This window comes from Enterococcus sp. FDAARGOS_375, assembly GCF_002393265.1.
Taxonomy (GTDB): Bacteria; Bacillota; Bacilli; order Lactobacillales; family Enterococcaceae; genus Enterococcus_D; species Enterococcus_D innesii.
In genome coordinates, this window is the sequence record NZ_CP023515.1 from 1,078,689 (window position 1) to 1,097,659 (window position 18,971).

General features: G+C 45.0%; 17 protein-coding genes. 4 read left to right on the plus strand and 13 right to left on the minus strand.

All coding sequences use genetic code 11. The annotated features are described in order from the left end of the window. Positions 1–52 precede the first annotated feature (52 nt). The 5 genes from trmB to CO692_RS06140 all read right to left on the minus strand — a co-directional run bounded on the left by trmB (position 53) and on the right by CO692_RS06140 (position 4,157). On the minus strand, positions 53–709 hold the full coding sequence (trmB, locus tag CO692_RS06120; protein WP_077452352.1) for a tRNA (guanosine(46)-N7)-methyltransferase TrmB: 657 nt from the start codon (positions 707–709) through the stop codon (positions 53–55). Between the two features lie 57 nt (positions 710–766). Then, on the minus strand, positions 767–1,546 hold the full coding sequence (locus CO692_RS06125; protein ID WP_077452353.1) for a phosphotransferase family protein: 780 nt from the start codon (positions 1,544–1,546) through the stop codon (positions 767–769). Between the two features lie 104 nt (positions 1,547–1,650). Next, a complete protein-coding gene (locus CO692_RS06130; protein ID WP_096741841.1) occupies positions 1,651–2,862 on the minus strand; it encodes an ABC transporter permease in 1,212 nt (403 codons plus the stop codon). After that, positions 2,859–3,593, minus strand: coding sequence for an ABC transporter ATP-binding protein (locus tag CO692_RS06135; protein WP_096741842.1), 735 nt, complete (start codon positions 3,591–3,593; stop codon positions 2,859–2,861). The genes CO692_RS06130 and CO692_RS06135 overlap by 4 nt, the downstream gene beginning before the upstream one ends. Before the next feature lie 84 nt (positions 3,594–3,677). Beyond that, positions 3,678–4,157: a hypothetical protein gene (locus CO692_RS06140; RefSeq protein ID WP_096741843.1), complete on the minus strand. Its 480-nt coding sequence runs from the start codon at positions 4,155–4,157 to the stop codon at positions 3,678–3,680. Between the two features lie 212 nt (positions 4,158–4,369). Here CO692_RS06140 and CO692_RS06150 point away from each other — a divergent pair, with 212 nt between their 5' ends. The 3 genes from CO692_RS06150 to CO692_RS06160 all read left to right on the plus strand — a co-directional run bounded on the left by CO692_RS06150 (position 4,370) and on the right by CO692_RS06160 (position 6,321). Beyond that, complete coding sequence (locus CO692_RS06150; RefSeq protein ID WP_005227719.1) at positions 4,370–4,795, plus strand: HIT family protein; 426 nt, start codon at positions 4,370–4,372, stop codon at positions 4,793–4,795. Further along, the gene (locus CO692_RS06155; protein WP_077452358.1) at positions 4,796–5,170 is read left to right on the plus strand and encodes a YtxH domain-containing protein; all 375 of its coding nucleotides are present in this window, start codon (positions 4,796–4,798) and stop codon (positions 5,168–5,170) included. Positions 5,171–5,286: 116 nt separating this feature from the next. Next, positions 5,287–6,321 carry a peptidylprolyl isomerase gene (locus CO692_RS06160; protein ID WP_077452359.1) on the plus strand — a complete coding sequence of 345 codons (1,035 nt, stop codon included), beginning with the start codon at positions 5,287–5,289 and terminating at the stop codon, positions 6,319–6,321. 169 nt (positions 6,322–6,490) lie between these two features. On the opposite strand, the gene CO692_RS06165 is transcribed toward CO692_RS06160, so the two are convergent. The 5 genes from CO692_RS06165 to CO692_RS06185 form a co-directional block, all read right to left on the minus strand. Then, on the minus strand, positions 6,491–7,435 hold the full coding sequence (locus CO692_RS06165; protein WP_081117852.1) for a 3'-5' exoribonuclease YhaM family protein: 945 nt from the start codon (positions 7,433–7,435) through the stop codon (positions 6,491–6,493). Between the two features lie 16 nt (positions 7,436–7,451). Next, positions 7,452–10,127, minus strand: a complete 2,676-nt coding sequence (locus tag CO692_RS06170) for an AAA family ATPase (RefSeq protein WP_192940728.1) — start codon at positions 10,125–10,127, stop codon at positions 7,452–7,454. Next, on the minus strand, positions 10,124–11,314 hold the full coding sequence (locus CO692_RS06175) for a metallophosphoesterase family protein (RefSeq protein ID WP_226818261.1): 1,191 nt from the start codon (positions 11,312–11,314) through the stop codon (positions 10,124–10,126). Before CO692_RS06175 ends, CO692_RS06170 begins: the two co-directional genes overlap by 4 nt. Positions 11,315–11,507: 193 nt before the next feature. Then, positions 11,508–11,849, minus strand: a complete 342-nt coding sequence (locus CO692_RS06180) for a YlbF family regulator (protein WP_005227708.1) — start codon at positions 11,847–11,849, stop codon at positions 11,508–11,510. 70 nt (positions 11,850–11,919) lie between these two features. After that, the gene (locus CO692_RS06185; protein WP_096741846.1) at positions 11,920–14,082 is read right to left on the minus strand and encodes a PBP1A family penicillin-binding protein; all 2,163 of its coding nucleotides are present in this window, start codon (positions 14,080–14,082) and stop codon (positions 11,920–11,922) included. Positions 14,083–14,273: 191 nt separating this feature from the next. On the opposite strand from CO692_RS06185, the gene CO692_RS06190 reads away from it, so the two are divergent. After that, positions 14,274–15,128: an RluA family pseudouridine synthase gene (locus tag CO692_RS06190; protein WP_096741847.1), complete on the plus strand. Its 855-nt coding sequence runs from the start codon at positions 14,274–14,276 to the stop codon at positions 15,126–15,128. 96 nt (positions 15,129–15,224) lie between these two features. Here the strand turns inward: CO692_RS06190 and CO692_RS06195 are convergent, their stop codons facing one another. The 3 genes from CO692_RS06195 to CO692_RS06205 all read right to left on the minus strand — a co-directional run bounded on the left by CO692_RS06195 (position 15,225) and on the right by CO692_RS06205 (position 18,878). Beyond that, complete coding sequence (locus CO692_RS06195; RefSeq protein ID WP_096741848.1) at positions 15,225–16,301, minus strand: M23 family metallopeptidase; 1,077 nt, start codon at positions 16,299–16,301, stop codon at positions 15,225–15,227. 141 nt (positions 16,302–16,442) lie between these two features. After that, positions 16,443–17,162: a pseudouridine synthase gene (locus CO692_RS06200; protein ID WP_077452366.1), complete on the minus strand. Its 720-nt coding sequence runs from the start codon at positions 17,160–17,162 to the stop codon at positions 16,443–16,445. 69 nt (positions 17,163–17,231) lie between these two features. After that, complete coding sequence (locus CO692_RS06205) at positions 17,232–18,878, minus strand: polysaccharide biosynthesis protein (RefSeq protein WP_077452367.1); 1,647 nt, start codon at positions 18,876–18,878, stop codon at positions 17,232–17,234. Positions 18,879–18,971 lie beyond the last annotated feature (93 nt).

Sequence of the window (18,971 nt, forward strand, 5' to 3'; positions counted from 1 at the left end):
TTGAGAATAGAAAAAAAGATGAAGCAAATTTGCTTCATCTTTCATCATTCGTTTATTTCTGTGGTTCTTTTGCCACAAATTGGGCTTCCACCCGATAGATTCGCTGACCGCGACTGGAGAATTTTTCTTCATATTCCGTCATGATATTGTTCTCAAAGGTACTGTTATGCAGGTCCAACCAAACTTGTTTGATGATCATGCCATATTGAGAAAAGCTCGCTAAGGAATACTCAAACAATCCTTGGTTGTCCGTTTTGAAATGGATCTCGCCATTGGGCCGTAAAATTTGCTCGTCCACCGCTAAAAAGGCTTTGGAAGTCAAACGGCGCTTCTCATGCTTCTTCTTAGGCCATGGATCAGAAAAATTCAAGTAGATCTGGTCTACTTCATTGTCCGCAAAATAGTTGGTCAATGCGGAACCATCCACATGCAGCAGTTGCAAGTTTGGGATCTCCTGCTCGATCATTTTATCCAATGCGATTGAAACGACACTGATCTGCATCTCCACGCCAATATAATTGATCTCGGGATGAGCTTTCGCCATTTCTGTAATAAATTGGCCTTTGCCCATGCCGATTTCGATGTGTAGCGGATGATCATTGCCAAAGCGTTCATGCCAACGCCCTTTCCATTCGGTAGGCTCTGCAACGACGTATTGTGGATGAGCTTCAATCAGCTCTTTTGCACCTGCTCGTTTTCTTACTCTCATGTTTCTTCCTTTCCGAAAAAACAAGATGGAACCAAATTGCCTCGCTCCATCTTCTCTTCATTCACTATAAATTCGTTTTAATTGTAAAATCTCTGCATTCATGGCTTTGTAATCGCCCCGCAGATAATATTTTTTGACCTCTTGCAGCATACTCAACAATGCATACCAATAAATCTTTTCGATCACTTCGCTGCTGCTATGGATACCATAGCGCACCAGCCAATGGGACCAGCTGGATAGCGGCACATAGTGACCTAAAATAGTCCCGATATCGATTGCTGGATCTGCAAACATCACGGAATCCCAATCGACTAAATATAAATAATTTTGACAAACTAGCCAATTTCGATAATTGACATCGCCATGGACGACCGCGGCTTTTTGCTCGTCAAAAGCTGGAATATTAGCTTTTAAATACTCGGTGACCAAATGAATAAAACCGTTTTGGGCGACCGCAGAAGGCAGCTGATCCTGATAATCCATCAGCATCTGTTCAGGAGATCTGACTTGTCCCCCTATTTTACTTAGCATCTGTGCCAGTGTTTTTGAATGATGCAAGTGATACAACACATCAATGACGTCATTTCTTTGGCCGATTTCATCGGGATCTAAGACCCGTCCATCCAGCCATTCTTGTGCGGAGAGCGTATCGCCATTTCCCGTCCGTTTCGTCCAGACGAGTTTGGGTGCAATGCCCTCTTTAGAGAGTGCCGCAAGCATCGGGGTCGTATTTCGTTTGATAAAGACTTTGTCGTTGTCCTTGAGCCCGATATAGGCTTTCCCGGTGTCGCCTTTGATCGGCCGCATACGCCAATCTTGATCCAAGCGAATATCCATCCTAGCTTCTCTCCTTATTTCGCAGTACCTCTTATTCTAGCTTCCCAAAGGGTCGCCGTCAAGCGCATATGCGTTCGCTTTTTGTAAGAGAAGCCACTTGTAGATCAAGCATGCATTTTCTTTAATCGCCCTGGTAAATAGATGCCTAAAAAGAGACCCGCAAACCCTAAGAAGCCAAGAAACGCGATACCGCCTTGCCAAACAAAAGGCAAGCGCAAGCAACAGATCACGCCGAAAAGAACTGCGGTCACCAGTAAGAGTGCCACAAGAATTTTTTTGATCGCTGCGGCTTTTTGTTTTTCTGGCACGGGATACAGATGGGTCAAAACCATGTATTGAAATTCATTGATCAAAGGAATCAGTTGGAAACCGATCAGATAAAGAAACAAGCAGCCGATCAGCAGACTGATCCAAAGCTCATAGACAAAGAACAAGACGAACCCACCAATCAAGGATAAGCGGACATAAAGGCCGCCGTATTGCCCACCACGAATCACTCGGCGCAAGTAAAGATAAAGATACGTATTGCTTTGGGCTGGTTTGATCTTTGCCAGCAACCAGTCGAGGTATTTGCGCCGTTTGGCTTCCGTCGTGATTTGGGGAACATCTGTAAATAAGTTGATAAACCGATAGATCCGCATTAAGCGCGACTGTTCGGCTTGGATCATATAGTCCCAATCTAAAAGCTGACTATCGGCTTTCAGTCCAAAGAGGAACCAGATTGCTTGGAGAATGCTGATCACCAAGCCTAGCCAAGGTACTACATAAATACTAGCAAGTGCAGCAACTAGCGCACTGACCAACCAGATGCCTCGCTGCTGTTTGACTTGCTGCTGGGTTTCTTGATACAAACGGATCCGTTGTAGTGAAAGATCCCCCAGTTTTAAGAGCCACATCATCCCTAAAAAGTATGGGAATGAGGCAAAGGTGCTGTTTGCTGTTACCACGACCAAAGGCATTGTTGCCCCTACGGTTAAAAATAAAACCCCAAAGGGCAGCCAGAGGGAATAACGTAACGCTTGGCTGAGGTAACTTGTCATTTGTCCTTCCTTGGCTAAAAGAAAAATCAAGTCTGCCCGTTTTGTCAATGTCGCTAAGCGTCCTAACGGTAAAACAAATAACCAAACAGCCACCACGATGACGCCGCCTAAGGGAAACGGCCGCGGCAATGTTTTTAATAACTCCGAATAGTAAAGACCGAGGCCTCCGACTAAAAAGGTGCTGATCAAAGCAAAATGATCATTGAAGACATAGCGCAAATAGCGTGTCATCTGTTTTTGATGCCGCTGTAAGCGTTGCGAGAAAAACTGCTTCATGCTTGACTCTCCTTTGTCAATGCGAGGTACAGATCATCAAGGGAGGCTTCCGGTGCTTGAAATTGGCTTCTTAGTTGCGCCAAGGTCCCTTGTGCGCGGATCTCACCGTTATGCAGTAGAATGAATTTATCACAATACTTCTCTGCGGTTGCTAAAATGTGGGTGGACATCAAAATCGATGCTCCAGTTTGTTTCATCTCATTCATCAGTTCCAATAATGCATTGATCGCTAAAGGATCCAATCCTAAGAAGGGTTCGTCGATGATGTAAACGCTTGGTTCAATCAAAAAGGCACAGAGCACCATGACTTTTTGTTTCATTCCTTTTGAAAAATTTGCTGGGAACCAATCGAGTTTGTTTTCTAAACGAAACGTTTTTAACAAGCGTTCTGCTCGCTTCATGGCTTCTCCTTGCGGAAGATCGTAGGCCATCGCCGTCACTTCGATGTGCTCTCTTAAGGTCAATTCTTCATATAAAGAAGGGGTTTCAGGGATATACCCGATTTGTTTGCGGTATTGCTCTGGGTTTTCTTTCAGGGTCAGGCCATCGATCGTGATGGTGCCGCTGTGAGGTTGCAGTAACCCGATGATCTCTTTGATCGTCGTACTCTTTCCTGCCCCGTTCAAGCCGATCAAGCCGACGAGTTCCCCATTGCCGATCGTAAAATCAATATTTTTTAAGACTGGCAGCTGATTATAGCCGCCTGTCACGTTTGCTACTTGTAAAGTCATTTTTTTCCTCCGATTCACCTAATTACGACACTTTTTCAACGTAGGCTCTTTTTGTTCAATTCAGTCAGCTGGCAAAACAGTTATTTATTTTTCTTTATTCGTAACTTGCAAGATAAATTCGTTTTCTCCCACTGTAATGGGTTCTTGCGGCAGTTCTTGGCTGCCAAAGCGCTCTTGCCACGTTTGTGCTTCGCTGGCTGGAAAGACGACCATTTGGATCGCACCAGCAGCAAGACGGGTGGTAAAGGCTTGAACAGCCGCAGGTTCAGCATAGGAAACCAGACTGATCCTCAGCTCTTCTTTTTGATACCCTTGGTCGATCGCCCAGGTCTCAACGGCTGTCTCCAATTCACTTTGCACCGTAGGGTCCATCGCTGTTTCAGTGACGATGGCGGCATTGACTACTTCTTCTTTTGGACGCGTTAGCGAATAGGTGATCGAACCTGCGAACACCACAAACAGCGTGATCGCGATCAACCACTCTTTATAGGCATAGGCTAAGTAGCGAAGCTTCGCTGAAGTCGTTGTTTTTTTCTGTAAGGTTTCTCTAATGATCGGTTTCATAGGTTCCTTCTTTCCAAATGATTTCTGATATTAAGTCTAGGGTTGTTGGAATCTAAATGCAAGCGTTTCTCGCTCGCTTTTCGCATTTCTTTAAAAAAGCGCCTTTGTTGAAGGAACAGTTGCCTTGTTCCGACTTTTTCAAAGAGGAAACCAGACGAAAAAAAGCAAAATATGGTAAAGTAGAGGTACTAGATCAAGGAGGTTTTTTTACAATGGAAAATTGTATTTTTTGTAAAATCAACAATCGTGAGATTCCTAGCTACAAAGTCTACGAGGATGAGCAAGTCTATGCCTTTTTAGATATTTCCCAAGTCACCCCGGGTCATACATTGGTGATCCCCAAAACTCATGTGACGGATATTTTTGAGTACGATGAAACGTTGGCAGCAGCGGTTTTTGCCCGCATTCCTAAGATTGCTCGAGCGATCGAAAAAGCATTCCCTGAGATCGAAGGCTTAAATATCATCAACAACAATAAAGAATTGGCGTACCAATCGGTCTTCCATTCCCATGTCCATTTGATTCCTCGTTACAGCAAAGACGATGATTTCAAGATCCATTTTGGCAATCACGCAGACAACTACACGGGGGAAGAACTAGCGGCAATCGCCGAAAAAATTGGAAAGCAGGTGGATTAAATGATCGGCAATTTTCTTAAAGGACTATTATTCGGTTCCATCGCCGGCGGCTTAGGTGGTTTGCTTTTTGCACCGAAAAGCGGCAATGAAACTCGTGAAGAATTGATTCGCTATTTAGATGACACGACAGAAGCGACCTTAGAATTCAATGACAGCGTTAAACAGCTAAAGGATGCTGTGATGGTGACCCGCAAAACGATCGACGAAACCATCCCCGTTGTGACCGAATCTTTTACGAAAGATCTGGAAGCCTTCAAATTCCAAGCGCAACCGCGCCTTGCTCGGATCAAAACCCAAATGGAGCAGTTGAATCAGCACATCACGACGATTCAAGCCCAAAGCGCAGAGGATACCAAACAAATTGAAAATTTGTAGTTTTTATGAATTTTGTTTGAAACATCCACTGTTTTCTTCCCAACCATTTCTAGAAGTGGTATAGTAGGTGCAGTGATTATTATGAATCTTTTTTAGAATTAGGAGTGCTTAAACGAATGAAGAAAAAATTAATTTTAGTAGCAGTCAGTGCAATGAGTCTTTTTGCATTAGCGGCTTGTGGTAATTCAAGTGAGGAAATCGCAACAATGAAGGGCGGTAAAATCACTGTTCAAGATTTTTATGACCAAGCAAAAACAAGTTCAGAAAACCAAAATGCGTTGCGTCAAATGATCGTCTTAAAAGTCTTTACTGAAAAATATGGTGATGATGTTACCGAAGACATGATCGATGAGCAATTCAACAATATGGCTGAACAATACGGTGGGAATGATTCCTTTGAATCAACCTTGACTGCCTCTGGTTATACGGTGAAGTCTTACCGGGCAGAATTGAAGCAACAACTTGCTTTACGCGAAGGTTTAAAAGCCAACATGGATATTACTGACGAAGACATGAAAACAGCATGGGATTCTTTCCACCCAGAGGTAGAGGCACAAATCATCAAAGTAGCAAGTGAAGATGATGCCAAAGATGTCTTAGAAGAAGTGAAAAAAGATGATGCTGATTTTGGTGAAATTGCCAAAGAAAAATCAACCGATGCAGCCACAAAAGAAGATGGCGGAACGATCAAATTCGATTCTACTTCATCAGCTGTACCGAATGAAGTAAAAACAGCCGCTTTTGACTTAAAAGATGGTGAAATCTCTGAAGTGATCTCTGCCACCAACACATCAACTTACACGACAGAATACTACATCGTGAAAATGGTGAAAAACCAAGACAAAGGCAACGACATGGATAAATACAAAGATGATTTGACTGAGATCGCTCAAAACACCTTATTGAATGATCAAACATTCGTGGCAGCAACGATCGGTCAAGAATTGCAAGCAGCCAACGTGAAAATGAAAGACTCTGATTTAGCAGACTTGCTTTCTGATTACATCACAGCGGCCGAAACAGAAGATTCAACTGCTGACTCTTCTGCAACCGATGCAACGGACAGTTCTGCAGCAGATTCTTCTGCTACTGATGCAACCGATGACTCTACTGCAACGAGTGAAAGTGCTACAGATTCTTCTGCTGAATAATGAAAAAAGAAGTGCCGTCATAGCGGCGCTTCTTTTTTTGTGCCGATTAGATTTCTATCTACGATTCAACTATTTTTCCAGCAGCTAACAAAAACCACACTAAGCAAGCCTAGCGTGGTTTTTGTTCTTTCCGTCATTCACTTTGGTTGATCGTGCTGCAACGTCGCTGCTACACTTCTTTCGGTACATAAAAACTCCGGTTGTCCATGCCAAAAATACGATCCGTGTATTGACCAGGTTCCGTTAAACGGATTGACGTCAGCATCATTTGCATGGAAGCATCCAAGTTATCGATCTGATGGAGGATTTCTGCTTCCATTATGCGGGGCCGAACAGGTGACCCATATTCTAGCAACCCATGATGAGCTAAGACCATATGCCGCAAAACAACGATATCTTCTTCTTTATCATCAAATTTCAAAGCAATACAGGCTTGTGTGATTTCTTCATCCACTAAGACGAGATGCCCTACTAGATTCCCTGCTAAGGTATACTCTGTCGTCATGGGACCTGTCAACTCGATTACTTTTCCTAAATCATGCAAAATAATGCCCGCATACAGCAGTGAAGCATTTAATTCAGGGTATTCTTTGACGATCGCTTTTCCTAAACGCAGCATAGTTGTCGTATGATACGCCAATCCACTGGCGAAGGCATGGTGATTGCGTTTCGCAGCTGGAAAGTCAAAGAATTCCTTTTTATACTTGTTCAACAAGAAACGGACGATGCGATTCCAATGAGGATTTGTGATCTCAAACAAGGTTTGACTGATTTCTTCTTCCATCTCTTCTTTTCGCAAGGGCGCTTTTTCCATATATTGGCTTGGTTCGTGGGGTTCTTCCGGCTTCGCTAAACGCAAATGCATGATTTTGACTTGCGGATTGCCTTGGTAGACTTCCCGTTTCCCATCTAGCAGTACTACTTTCCCGGGTTCAAAACGGGCGATTTCTTCATCTGATGCATCCCAGAACTTTCCGTCGATCGTGCCAGATGTATCTTGAAAGGTGAAGGCAATAAATTTTTTGCCGTTTTTCGCGATTCGTACATCGGCATTCTTAATCAGTAAGAAAAGTTGAAACGTTTCATCAACAGTTAATTCACGAATTTTTTTCATGGGCTTATTTGGCCGATCAGCCAAATCTTTCACTTCCTTTACTCAGATCCTGGATAGGCTGCTGGTACTTCTGATAATAGCTTACCATTTCTTGGTCAGAAGACAAACAAATTACTTGATAACTTTGACCAAACTCTTTTAACAGCGCAGCGAAGCGTTCCTTACGAACACTGTCATAATGCAACCAACCATCATCAATAATGATCGGGCACAACGGATGATTTTTTTGCAGCGCTAGATAACCGAAACGTAACGCCATGATCAACTGATCCTTCGTGCCTGTGGACAAGTCGATGATCGAAAAGGTCTCGCTGGCATTTGCCGCTACTAACAGACCATTTTCCAGAAGAATCTTTTGATAACGTCCGTTTGAAAGCTGTTCAAAATAAGTCGAAGCGGCTGACAATAGCTGCGGCAATTGCTGTTCTGACAATTCGGTCGTGACATCCGTCAAAATTGAAGCCGCCAACTGACGACTGCCCCATGCCACAGCGAGTTCTTCAATGACCGCCTTCAGCTCACTTTCTTCTTGATAAAGCTGATTCAAGGTGCCGTTTTTTTGACTGGCTGCTGCTTCTAATTCCAAGCGCTGTTTTTGCTCTGTCAACTGCTGTATTTGTGCTTGAAGCTGTGTTTGCTGCTGCTTGGTCTGGTCTTTTTGCTGCAGCAATTCTGCTTGTGTCACTGGTTTGGGATAGATCGGTGTTAACATCTCCGCCAATTCTTCTGCTCGCTGCTGCGTGCGTTGCGCCGCTTCCCATTGCTTCAACCAGAGGCTGATTTCTGCAGGGTGATCTAAACCTTGTTGCTGCAAGAGCGCACTGGCTTGGGAAAGCAGCTGGTCGCGTTCATTGCGGGTGCGGTTCAATTGTTGAGCCAGCAGTGTGCTAGGTTGTTGCAGCCGTGAAAGCTTGATCGTTTGCATCTCTTCATGAAATTTCTGTAAGATCGCTGCTTTTTCTAACACTGTTTTGTTTTGCAGCGGCAGCCACTCCGCATACGGACGGAACTGCTCCTCAAAGGGGGCCAGTTCTTCTGCGACGGCTTGCCGTTCTTGATAGGCTTGTTTGCGTTGTTGTGAGTAGGCTTGATAGCTAGCAACATCTTCATCATAGGCCAATAGATACGCCTGCCAGTTTTCCACCAGCAAATCACCAAAAAAGGGTGTCAACGCTTGGTGGGCACGGCTGATCTGCTGCTGCTTTTGCTGCTGTTCATTTTCCAGCTGTGCCAACTCTTCGCCCAGCAGATCCAGCTGCATGAGGACCGTCTGCCATTCTTGCTTGATGCCTTGCTGCTTGTTTGGCGCTGCTTTCATCAGCGGTAAAACACTGCCGATAATCGCTGCGATCCCCACACCTAATGCAATCCAGCGCCACGGACTCGGCAAAAAGATACCGATCACTGCTAGCAGCCCACCGACGATCCCTAGCGGCCATAGTGGGCGAGAAACCGACTTGCGGCCAATCAATTGAGGATGCTGCTGTTCTAAGCGGGCCGCGGTGGCTTGCAAAGGCTGCGCTTTTTCTTCTAAACGCATCATGCGCTTTTCGAGCTCTTCTAACTGCACACGTTCTTGTAGTAAACGTGTGGTTTGTTCATGGATCGAAGCCGTTACTAGAGGCGGCGATTCTCTGCTCCATTGGCGCTTTTCGATCAAGCGATTCAGCTCCGTGATGGCGACAGTTTCTTGTTGATTGGCCGCTGCTTCACGATCTGCCAAACGCGCCATCGTCACTTGCTGCTGCAGCAAGTGATGGATTTGGTGCTCATGATCAAGGTAAAAGAAATACTTGTCTGATTCTTTTCCTTGCTCCAACTGATCTAATTCAGCTTCTTTTTTGCGAATTTCTTCCGTCAGCTGCTGATACTGCTGATAAAACTGTTTGATGGCTTGGACTTGCTGAGGATCGGCTAACGTATCTGCTGGTGCCATTTGCTGCCACTCTTCATAAAGACCCCAATGACTCAGCTGCTGCTGATTTTCCTGATAGGCGTCATTCAATGCTTGATACTGGTGTCGCAAGTCTTGGATCTGTTCTTTCAACTGGGCGATCTGCTGATACTGCTGTTGGATGCGGCTTTCTTCGCTTTCTTTTTCCGCAATCGTTTTTTGCAGTTTTTCTAATTGTTTTAACGCCTGGTTCAAAGGCAGCTTTTGCCCCCGCGGCTTGTATTGCTGCTGATTGGTGGTTTCATATTGCGCCACTTGCTGCAGCATTTTTTGACTGCCGCTGATCCCTAGAGAAATCAACGCTTGGTGCAGCTCATTTTCTTCTAGCTTATCGATCTGGGTCAATTGCTCTTGCTGAAAAGTAAAGACATCGAAGAACAACGCTCGATTGAGGGGCTGCAAGTGTTGTGCCAGCCATTGCTCATCAACCGTCTGACCAGCGACATGGACTTTGGCACGACCACGGTCCACTTGCCGATAGCGTTCGACGATCACTTCGCCGAAGGGTTCCAGCGCCAACCATAGCTTGCCACCGTAAGCAGCACCGTTTTTGGGGGTATAGTCTTTTTTCTTGGCTGTCTTTTTCGGAAAGCCAAACAAGATGGCGGCAATAAATTGATACAACGTCGATTTTCCGATCTCATTGTGCCCAAAGAGCAGCTGATTTTGCGGATGAAAGGCAAAGCTTTGTTCATGGTATTTCCCAAAACCGGTAATCTCTGCTTTTAAAATTCTCATGACTGCTCCTCCCATTGAAAGTCGTCTCTCAACAATTGCTTGGCTTGCTGCAAGACTTCTTCTTGAAATGATTCATGGGTGATCCCTCGCTGGATCAGCGGATGCTGCAATAGGTCCGACAGTCGGTCCGCAAACATCTCTGGTGACTCATACATCGCTAAAAACTGCAGCATATAATCTTCTGATACCGCCAATGCGATCTTGTCTTCATTGGCTTGCTCGACTTCAAGGGCATAGATCACTTGCAGTGGCTCTGTTTGCGCCAACCGTTCATTGAGGTAGGTTAGCCATTCATTTTTTTCCGCAGCTGGAAACCAATCTGGCGGCAGCTGCTGCACATCGGTCAACACCAGATGCAGCAAGCGTGAACGAGGACTTTTTAAACGCTCGATGATCGCTGGCAATACGGCATTCGAGGCGGTCACATCCGCTAAGGAGACCACTTGCTTTTGCCAAGCGATTTCCGCGATCTCCAAGCGCTCGATCGTTGATCCTTGCGGCGTTAAGTCTGCCAAAATCACCCCAGTCGTCTGTTCTTTCTTGGTCTTTCCTTGAGGTGTACCGGGATAGAGGATCGGCGGCTGCTCTGAGAGTGTCTTAGGTACATGGATGTGCCCCAAGCCCCAATAATCATAGCCTTTTTGCTTCATTTCACTGATTGAAAAGGGGGCATACCGTTCACCGGCTTGATCCCCGTGGTAAAGCCCAATATGGTAATCCACCGCTGCTCTTGCGGGAAATTCTGTTACTTTATTTTCAGCGATCCAAGGATGTTGGTAGCTAAATCCACTGATGGCATAGGTTTCACCGTTTTTCGTTGTTCCTTGAACCGTTTGAACTTCTTCTGATGAAAAGAGAATGACGTTTTCTGGAAAAGCAAACCAATACCGTTGCGGATCATAATAATCATGGTTGCCGAAAATCATATAGACTGGGATCTGCGCTTCCCCTAGTCGTTGCAGTTGAGCAAAAAAGTCATGCTGCACTTTTAGACTCGGCCGTGCTTGATGGAATGTATCCCCAGCCAGCAAAACAAAATCGACCGCTTTTTCTAAGGCAACATCCACCAAATTACGGATGATTTTTTGATTGATGGCAGGGAGTTGGGTCTTCACTTTTTCAGATAACAAATGAACCCCTTCAAATGACCGGTCGATATGCAGGTCTGCACTATGTAAAAATCGCATTTCTTTCTCCCTCCTTAATGCTTCTATCATAACATTTCTCAGGCATCCCGTCAGCAAAATACGAAAATTTGTTCGCCTTTTTCATAAAAAAAACCAAAGAAGCGCTTTTGAAACTTCTTTGGAAACGGCTCTTGCAGTTGCAGCCGATTTCTCTGAAGATTCACTAGCTTCTTTGGTCTTTGTCTGTTGGCGATTACGCTTCGTATAGATCTCTTACAGGACCCATGATGATGCGGTTCAAGTCATTGGCTACTAAGCTGAAGGCTTGCTCTTTTTGCATCAAGTCAGAAACGATGCCGTCTTGTTGAATTTTTTGCGATAATTCTTGGGCTTTTTGCGCTTCTTCTTCTGTCATTTCTTCGCCAGCCATCATTTTTTGTTGCAGGCTTTGTTGCAACTCTTGAAACTCTTTGAATAACGCATAGGCTTCTTCATTTGCTTTCAAGCGGTCGAAAGAACCTTTCAAATCTTGAAACTGTTCTGACTCCCGTAATTCACGTTCTAATTGGTTTGCTGTATCATAAATATTTGCCATTTTGACGCCTCCTCTTTTTTTCTAGTATACCATTCTTCTCAGGTTCTAGACTAGCAGTTGCGTAATTCCTTTAATTTCCGCTGATGGAATTCCACAAGCCGCCAAACAGTTCTTTCGTTCCTTCTTTGATCTTGCTGCCGAATTCCTTCATACCTTCTTTGGCGCTTTCGGCAAAGTCATCGATGGTTTGCTGCCAATCATTGCCATTTTGTGACGTACTGCTATCAGGATCTGGTACCTCATCGGCTGCCATTAGTTTTCCGCCTGTCCAATAAGCGTCTGCAACTTGGAATTGGGTGCCTTGACTATAAGGCAGTAAGCTTTCGGCCTCTGCTTTAAATATTTTCCCAACAACTTGTCCGCTAGTTCCCGTTAAGTAATGATCTTCACTCACATGTTCAAATCCTAGCCAGGTTGAAAGAACCATATCAGGGGTATAGCCGACGATCCATTGGTCATTGACCTTAGAAGCATCAAAGTTGGTCTCTGTCGTACCCGTCTTACCGGCGATCGTAAAGCCGTACGGACTGGCACTAACCCCCGTCCCGTTAGAGAAGGTGCCCAGCATCATGCTCGTCATTTTATCAGCGGTCTCTTTAGAAATCACGCGTTTGCCTTGCACAGACGTATTGTCAACGATCACGGCACCGGTAGAATCAACGATTTTGGTGATCAAATGCGGTTTGTAGTAATACCCGCCATTTGCGAAAACACCATACGCTGCTGCCATCGTCATTGGTGATTCCCCTTTTTCCAAACCACCTAATGCTAAGCCATAATATTTGTCGGATTCAGTCAAGGAAAGACCGAATTCTTGTGCTTTGCTGTACCCACGATCTAAGCCGATCTCATGCAGCAGCCAAACTGCTGGCAGATTCAAGCTTTGGGCGAGGGCTTGATACATGACTGCTTCGCCAGCATAGGTCCCATCAAAGTTTTGAGCATCATAAAAATCAAGGGGCTCGTCTTTCAGGATACTATCGGGTTCAAACCCAGCTTCTAGGGCAGGGGCGAAGACGCTGATCGGTTTAATCGTGGAGCCTGGTGAACGTTTCATTTGCGTGGCAAAATTAAAGCCTCTAAAGACGTGCTCGCCACGACGACCCACCACCGCTTGCACCCCACCGGTATTCGGATCAAGTGCGACAGAGCCAGATTGCACCATCGTGCCATCAGCGGCATTTTCAGGGAACAAGGCATCGGTTTTATAGGCAGCTTCCATTTGTGCTTGGTAGTTTTGATCCAGCGCTGTATAGATCTTGTAGCCACGATTCATGACATCATCGGCGTCCAACCCATAGGATTCGGCTTCATCGATGACCGCATCGAAATAATAAGGATACTTATAGCCAGATTCTGAATTGCCAAATCCATCATACAGTAAATTGGCTAAGGCAACTTGTGATTCTTGGTCAGCAACGGACTGGTCCAACTTGCCGTTATCCACCATCAAACTCAAGACGGTGTCGCGACGGTTCGTGGCGTTTTCCAGATTGTCGATCGGGTTATAGATCGAAGGACCTTTGAGCATCCCCACCAACGTCGCAGCTTCTCCCACGCTTAGTTCAGAAGCATTGACACCGAAATATTTTAGCGAGGCATCTTGAATGCCCCAAACCCCGTTACCGAAATAGGAACTGTTCAAATACATTTCCAAAATCTCATCTTTGGAATATTTCTTCTCGATCTCGATCGCTAAGAAAAGCTCCTTGGCTTTTCGACTAAAGGTTTGATCCAAGGACAAATAGGCATTTTTGGCAAGCTGTTGGGTGATGGTACTTCCCCCACCGCCTTCGGCACTGCGGTTGACCAGCATACGTAGGGCTGCCCGAGCGATCCCCTTGATATCAAACCCGTGGTGATTATAGAAGTTGCGGTCTTCGGTTGAGATCAAGGCGTTGACTACATCACTGGAGATGGCATCAAGAGAAACGTACGTGCCTTTTTGCGAGTACAATTGCCCTGCTTCATCGCCATTGGCATCAAAAATCACCGTTGATTCTTTCAGACCTGACTCTAATTCACTAACTTTCGTATTTTTGGCGATATAAAACAAATACCCGCTCATGATTAAAATAGCAACTAAACTAAGTAAAATAAAAATTTTATTTACGTGGTATTTTTTCCAAACCCGTTTGCGCCATTGATGAAATTGCTGCAAATATGGTTTTAACCAGCGCCAAAAGGTCAGCCAACCGGTTTTTATTTTGTGAAGGATGTGCTTCCAATCCATTACTTCACGCTCCTTTGGTTAAGTGTAGCATAAATGACTTTCTTTGTTATACGGCTCTAGACGTAATTTCATTCGAAAAGAATGCTTTATTATTCTAGCATTGAATACTCTGTTTTTTATTGTTTTTTTTATAAGAAAAGCTTAAAGATGCTATAATAGTCGGTAGCGAACAGCAAAGAAAGGACGTTTTTATGGAATACACCATGACTTTACCCGAAAATCACCGGCCCATGCCGCTTCGCGAGTTGTTGGAACAGGAGTGGCTCGTCCCACGAAAAGTGCGCCATTTTCTGCGCACACGGAAAAATGTGGCCGTCAATCAGCAGCCTGCGATGTTTCATCAAGAAGTTCGTGGCGGCGATCAAATCACTTTGATCATTGAAGACAGTGATTATAGCTACCAGCCGATTCAGTTAGGCCAAGCAGACAAAGTCGACGTACTTTTTGAAGATGAGCACTTATTGGTACTGAACAAGCCGGCCGGGGTCAAGACGCACCCCAATCAGCCATTAGAAGCAGATACCCTGTTGAATGATGCCGCTGCTTACCTTGCGCCGAAACAGCAGCAGCCTTATGTGGTCCATCGTCTAGACAAAGAAACCAGCGGTGTCGTTTTATTCGCAAAAAATCCCTTGGTGTTGCCGATCTTAGGCCGAATGTTGGAAACCAAACAGATTTTTCGCCGCTATCAAGCCACGGTTTGGGGCAAACTTACGCAAGATCAAACGATCGCCAAAAAAATCGGTCGTGACCGTCACGATCGGCGCAAGCGGATCATTGACCCCCGCAACGGTCAGTCCGCCGTCACCCATGTAACCATCGCCCACGCCCAACAAAAGACGACCGATGTGTATTGTGTGTTAGATACGGGTAGGACCCACCAAATTCGCGTCCACCTTGCCAGCATCGGTCATCCAGTCGTTGGTGACCCGCTTTACCAAAACAAACCAGCGCCGCGTTTGCTGCTGCATGGCTACGAATTGCATCTAGAGCATCCCTTTACCAAAGAACAGTTAGTGATCATCGCTCAACCGGGCTTGTGGTAAACAAAAAAAGCATGACGACTTGAGGAACCCCCTCTTGTCAGTCATGCTTTTTGGTTTCAGATGATTGTTTTCAATGTTTCTACTCGGAGCTTTGGCTTATAGCGGCAAGTAAGCTGCTGGATCAACGAAATCTGACCACAACATCTTACTTAGTCCAAAGTGCAGATGGACGCCTGTCGAATTTCCAGTCGTCCCCATCGTACCGACTTGGTCGCCGACTGCAACGGTCGCCCCCTTCGAGACACTGACAGCTGTTAAATGAAAATAATACGAGTAAAAGCCGTTATCGTGAGCCAAAATCACGTAGTTTCCAGTGCTTGGGCCATAGCCAGCATCTTCTACCTGTCCATCACGAGCCGCGACGATCTTCTCCCCCACTTGACCTGTGAAGTCGATCCCGTCATGCTGCGTCCCTGAAAAACCAGTTGGGTCAGCTCGAGTACCAAAACCGCTGGAGATCGACACGGAGCCCGTGATTGGCAGTGAAAATTCACTGGCTGCCGCTTTCTCTGCTGCTTCTTTGGCTTTTTGTTTTGCTTCTTCAGCGGCTTTTGCTTCTTTGTCCACTTTTTCTTGCAAGTCTTGTACTTGCGCTTGCGTTTGCTGCAGCTGCTCTTGTTGGCTCTGCAATTCTTTTTGGGCTGTTGCTAATTGTTCTTTACTATGTACTAATTGGGCTTGCGTCAAGGTTTGGTACGAAGTGATTTGTTGTTGTTGGGCTTCTTTTTCCGCCAACTGTTGGTTCACTTCCCGTAAAGCTGCTTGTTGTTCACTAAACTTGCGTAGTTGCTGGATCGTGGCTTGCGGTCCATCGACTACCAGGCTGCTTTGCGCTTGACTTCCTTGGTGCTGGGCTTTTTGGTCATTCAGAGCAGCGATCTGCGTTTGAACTTCCTTGCTTTCTTCTGCCAATTGGTTTAATTCTTCCTGATAATCTGCTAATTGACTTTCCAGCGCTGTGACTTTCTGTTGGCTAGTGGTGACTTCTTCTTCATAAGAGGCTAGTTCTGTGGTCAAAACCGTCAGTTCCTCGCTGCTCTTGGTTTCAGCAGCATAACTGACAGCTGGCTGGAAAAGGGGCAACGTAAGGGCGAGCAATAAAAAAATCTTTTTCTTCAATGAGGTAACTCCTTCTTTTTTTAGTAGCTTGGCTACTGTAACATGCTTATTCATGAAAAAAAAGAGGGTTTTTCCAACAGTTTAAAGTCTATTGTTGCAATTTTTCATGTAAATTACCTATAAAACGGGCTTTTTTTACAAATATTGCAGCCGAATAACAACTTTTATAAGAATTTCTTTAGCTCGCCGCTCGTCTTATCCTCGCTCTTGCAGCTTCGCCAATTCCTCAGGAGTTAATTCCCGATACTCGCCTAATGCCAAATCATCTGGCAGGGACAGGCCTCCCATGCGAATCCGTTTCAAATAAACGACTTCTTTTCCTACTGCCTGGACCATCCGTTTGACTTGATGAAACTTGCCTTCATGGAGAATCAGTTTGATTTCGCTGCGCGTTTCTTCTTCATCGACGTTGAGGATCTGCAGTTCAGCCGGCAAGGTCCACTCGCCGTCTAATTTGATGCCTTTGGCAAAGGTTTTTTGATCCTCCGCTGTCATGATCCCCTCGACTTGGGCATAATATTCTTTTTCCACATGCTTCTTAGGCGACAATAATTGATGCGCCAATCCGCCATCGTTCGTAATCAGCAAAAAGCCTTCGGTGTCTTTATCCAACCGTCCTACTGGAAACAAATCTTCGCGAAATGCTTCTTCAGAAAACAAATCTAAAACCGTCTCTTCATAGGAATCGACAGTTGCCGAAATCACTCCAGCGGGTTTATTCAGCAAATAATAAAACTGGCTTTGATAGACGATGGGTTCCCCCTCAAAACAAACGGTATCTTGTGTTTCTAGTACTTGCGCTTTGTCACTCTTGATGACTTGTCCATTGACGGTCACGAGACCTTTTTTGATCAACTGTTTCACTTCTTTGCGGGAGCCATAACCCATATCCGCTAAAAACTTGTCTAAACGCATTGCTTTCTTCCTTTCATGGAAAACAGCCGCCAAGGTCTCGCAATGGAGGCTCAGCGACTGCTTCTGGTTTTATTTGATGTGTAGTTTCTGGCGCAAACGAACCATTGATGAGCCGAGCAGTTTTTCAGCTAAACGTAATTTCAGCGCAATGTAGATGTACACACTGCCACCGACTCCTGCTACTAGCAAGCTCAAGATAAAGGCTTGAACTTTTCTTTCAGAACTGAGGACAAGCCCAAAGAGTTGGCGGGCAATCAACGCTGCGATCACCATAATGATCGTCATCGCGCCAATCAATAACGTCCGTCGCAACGTCAAGTTTACATTGAAATGGCCTTTGCGAATCATCTTGCGAATATTTAGCCAACAGACGATCCCTAGAGCAATCGTGGTGGAAACCAATGGGCCGTAAACTTGGAACAACCGAATCGCTGGGTATTGCAAGATCACTTTCACCAGCAACCCTACAAAGAAGAAAATAACGGCTTCTTTGTTGTGGTACATTCCTTGAAGCATACTGGAACTAAGCATAAACAAGCCTAAGACCAGTCCAGACAGACAGGCAGCGACTAGGACGCTCGCCCCTAACGCATCTGGGCGATAAAACAAGGTATATAGGGGATAAGACAGTACGATCATCCCAAAGGTCGCTGGGAACATTACAAAGGAATACAATTGCAAGTTGTTGCTGATCAATTTAGCTAAGTTCTTTTTGTCTTTTTTTGCGACTGCTTCACTGATCAAAGGCAAGCCTGTTGAAGCCATGGAAGTAGCTAATCCGATAACGACCATCGTCAACTTATCAGGATTGCTACCGAAAATCGCCATTAATTCTAAGAGCTGGTCATTTGAAAATTCAGTAAAACTACTCATGATCCGTACAAAGGTGTACTGATCCACCAATTTTAAAATCGTGATCCCAGAACCAACGATAATAAAAGGGATCGCTTCTTTGATGGTCGCTAAAACCAATTCTTTGGTTTGCAGCACGGTTTCTTCTTTGCTCATATCGACTAAGACATCCATCCGCACCCGTTGCTTTTGGAAGTAATAGCCTAAAACCAAAATACTTGCTAAGACACCAATAAAGGCGGCAAAAGTCGATTGCGTCACTGCTGCCGTGTATTCGCCTTCGATGACCCGCATAATGATGAAGGTCGCTAAAAGCATATAGCAGACGCGGGCGATTTGTTCCACCACTTGCGAGATCGCAAAAGGTTTCATGTCTTGATTCCCTTGGAAGTATCCTCGCATAACACTCATACAAGGAAAGACCAATAGTGCAATGCTCAATGAGCGCATTGCAGGAATCAATTCTTCCCCACCACCTGAAGCCGTTGCCAACCATGGGGCTGCCAAATACATGATGCCGGCGGTCACCACGCCAAAGCCTGCCATCAATTGGAAGGCTCTTAAAAAGAGTTTCTGGCTCGTGCGGTATTCTTGGCGAGAATTATAAAAAGAAATCTGTTTGGCAATTGCCGATGGGATCCCCGCAGTGGAGATCATTAAAAATAAGGCGTAAACATTATAGCCCATTCCAAATAACGCATTTGCTTTATCAGCATTTGCCCCCATCCAATAATACCAGGGTAAAATGTAAATGGCGCCAAGCAAACGTGAGCCGATATTTCCCATCGTCATCCAAGCAGATCCTTGAGCCATTTTTTCTTGTGTAGTTAATTCTTTTGACACTGAACGCATGTGATTATCCATCGCCATTATCTCCAACTTTCTACAAACATATCCCTTCCATTTTAATTCGAAAAAGGGTTGGTCGCAATCTATTTTTGCAACATCTTAAAGTTT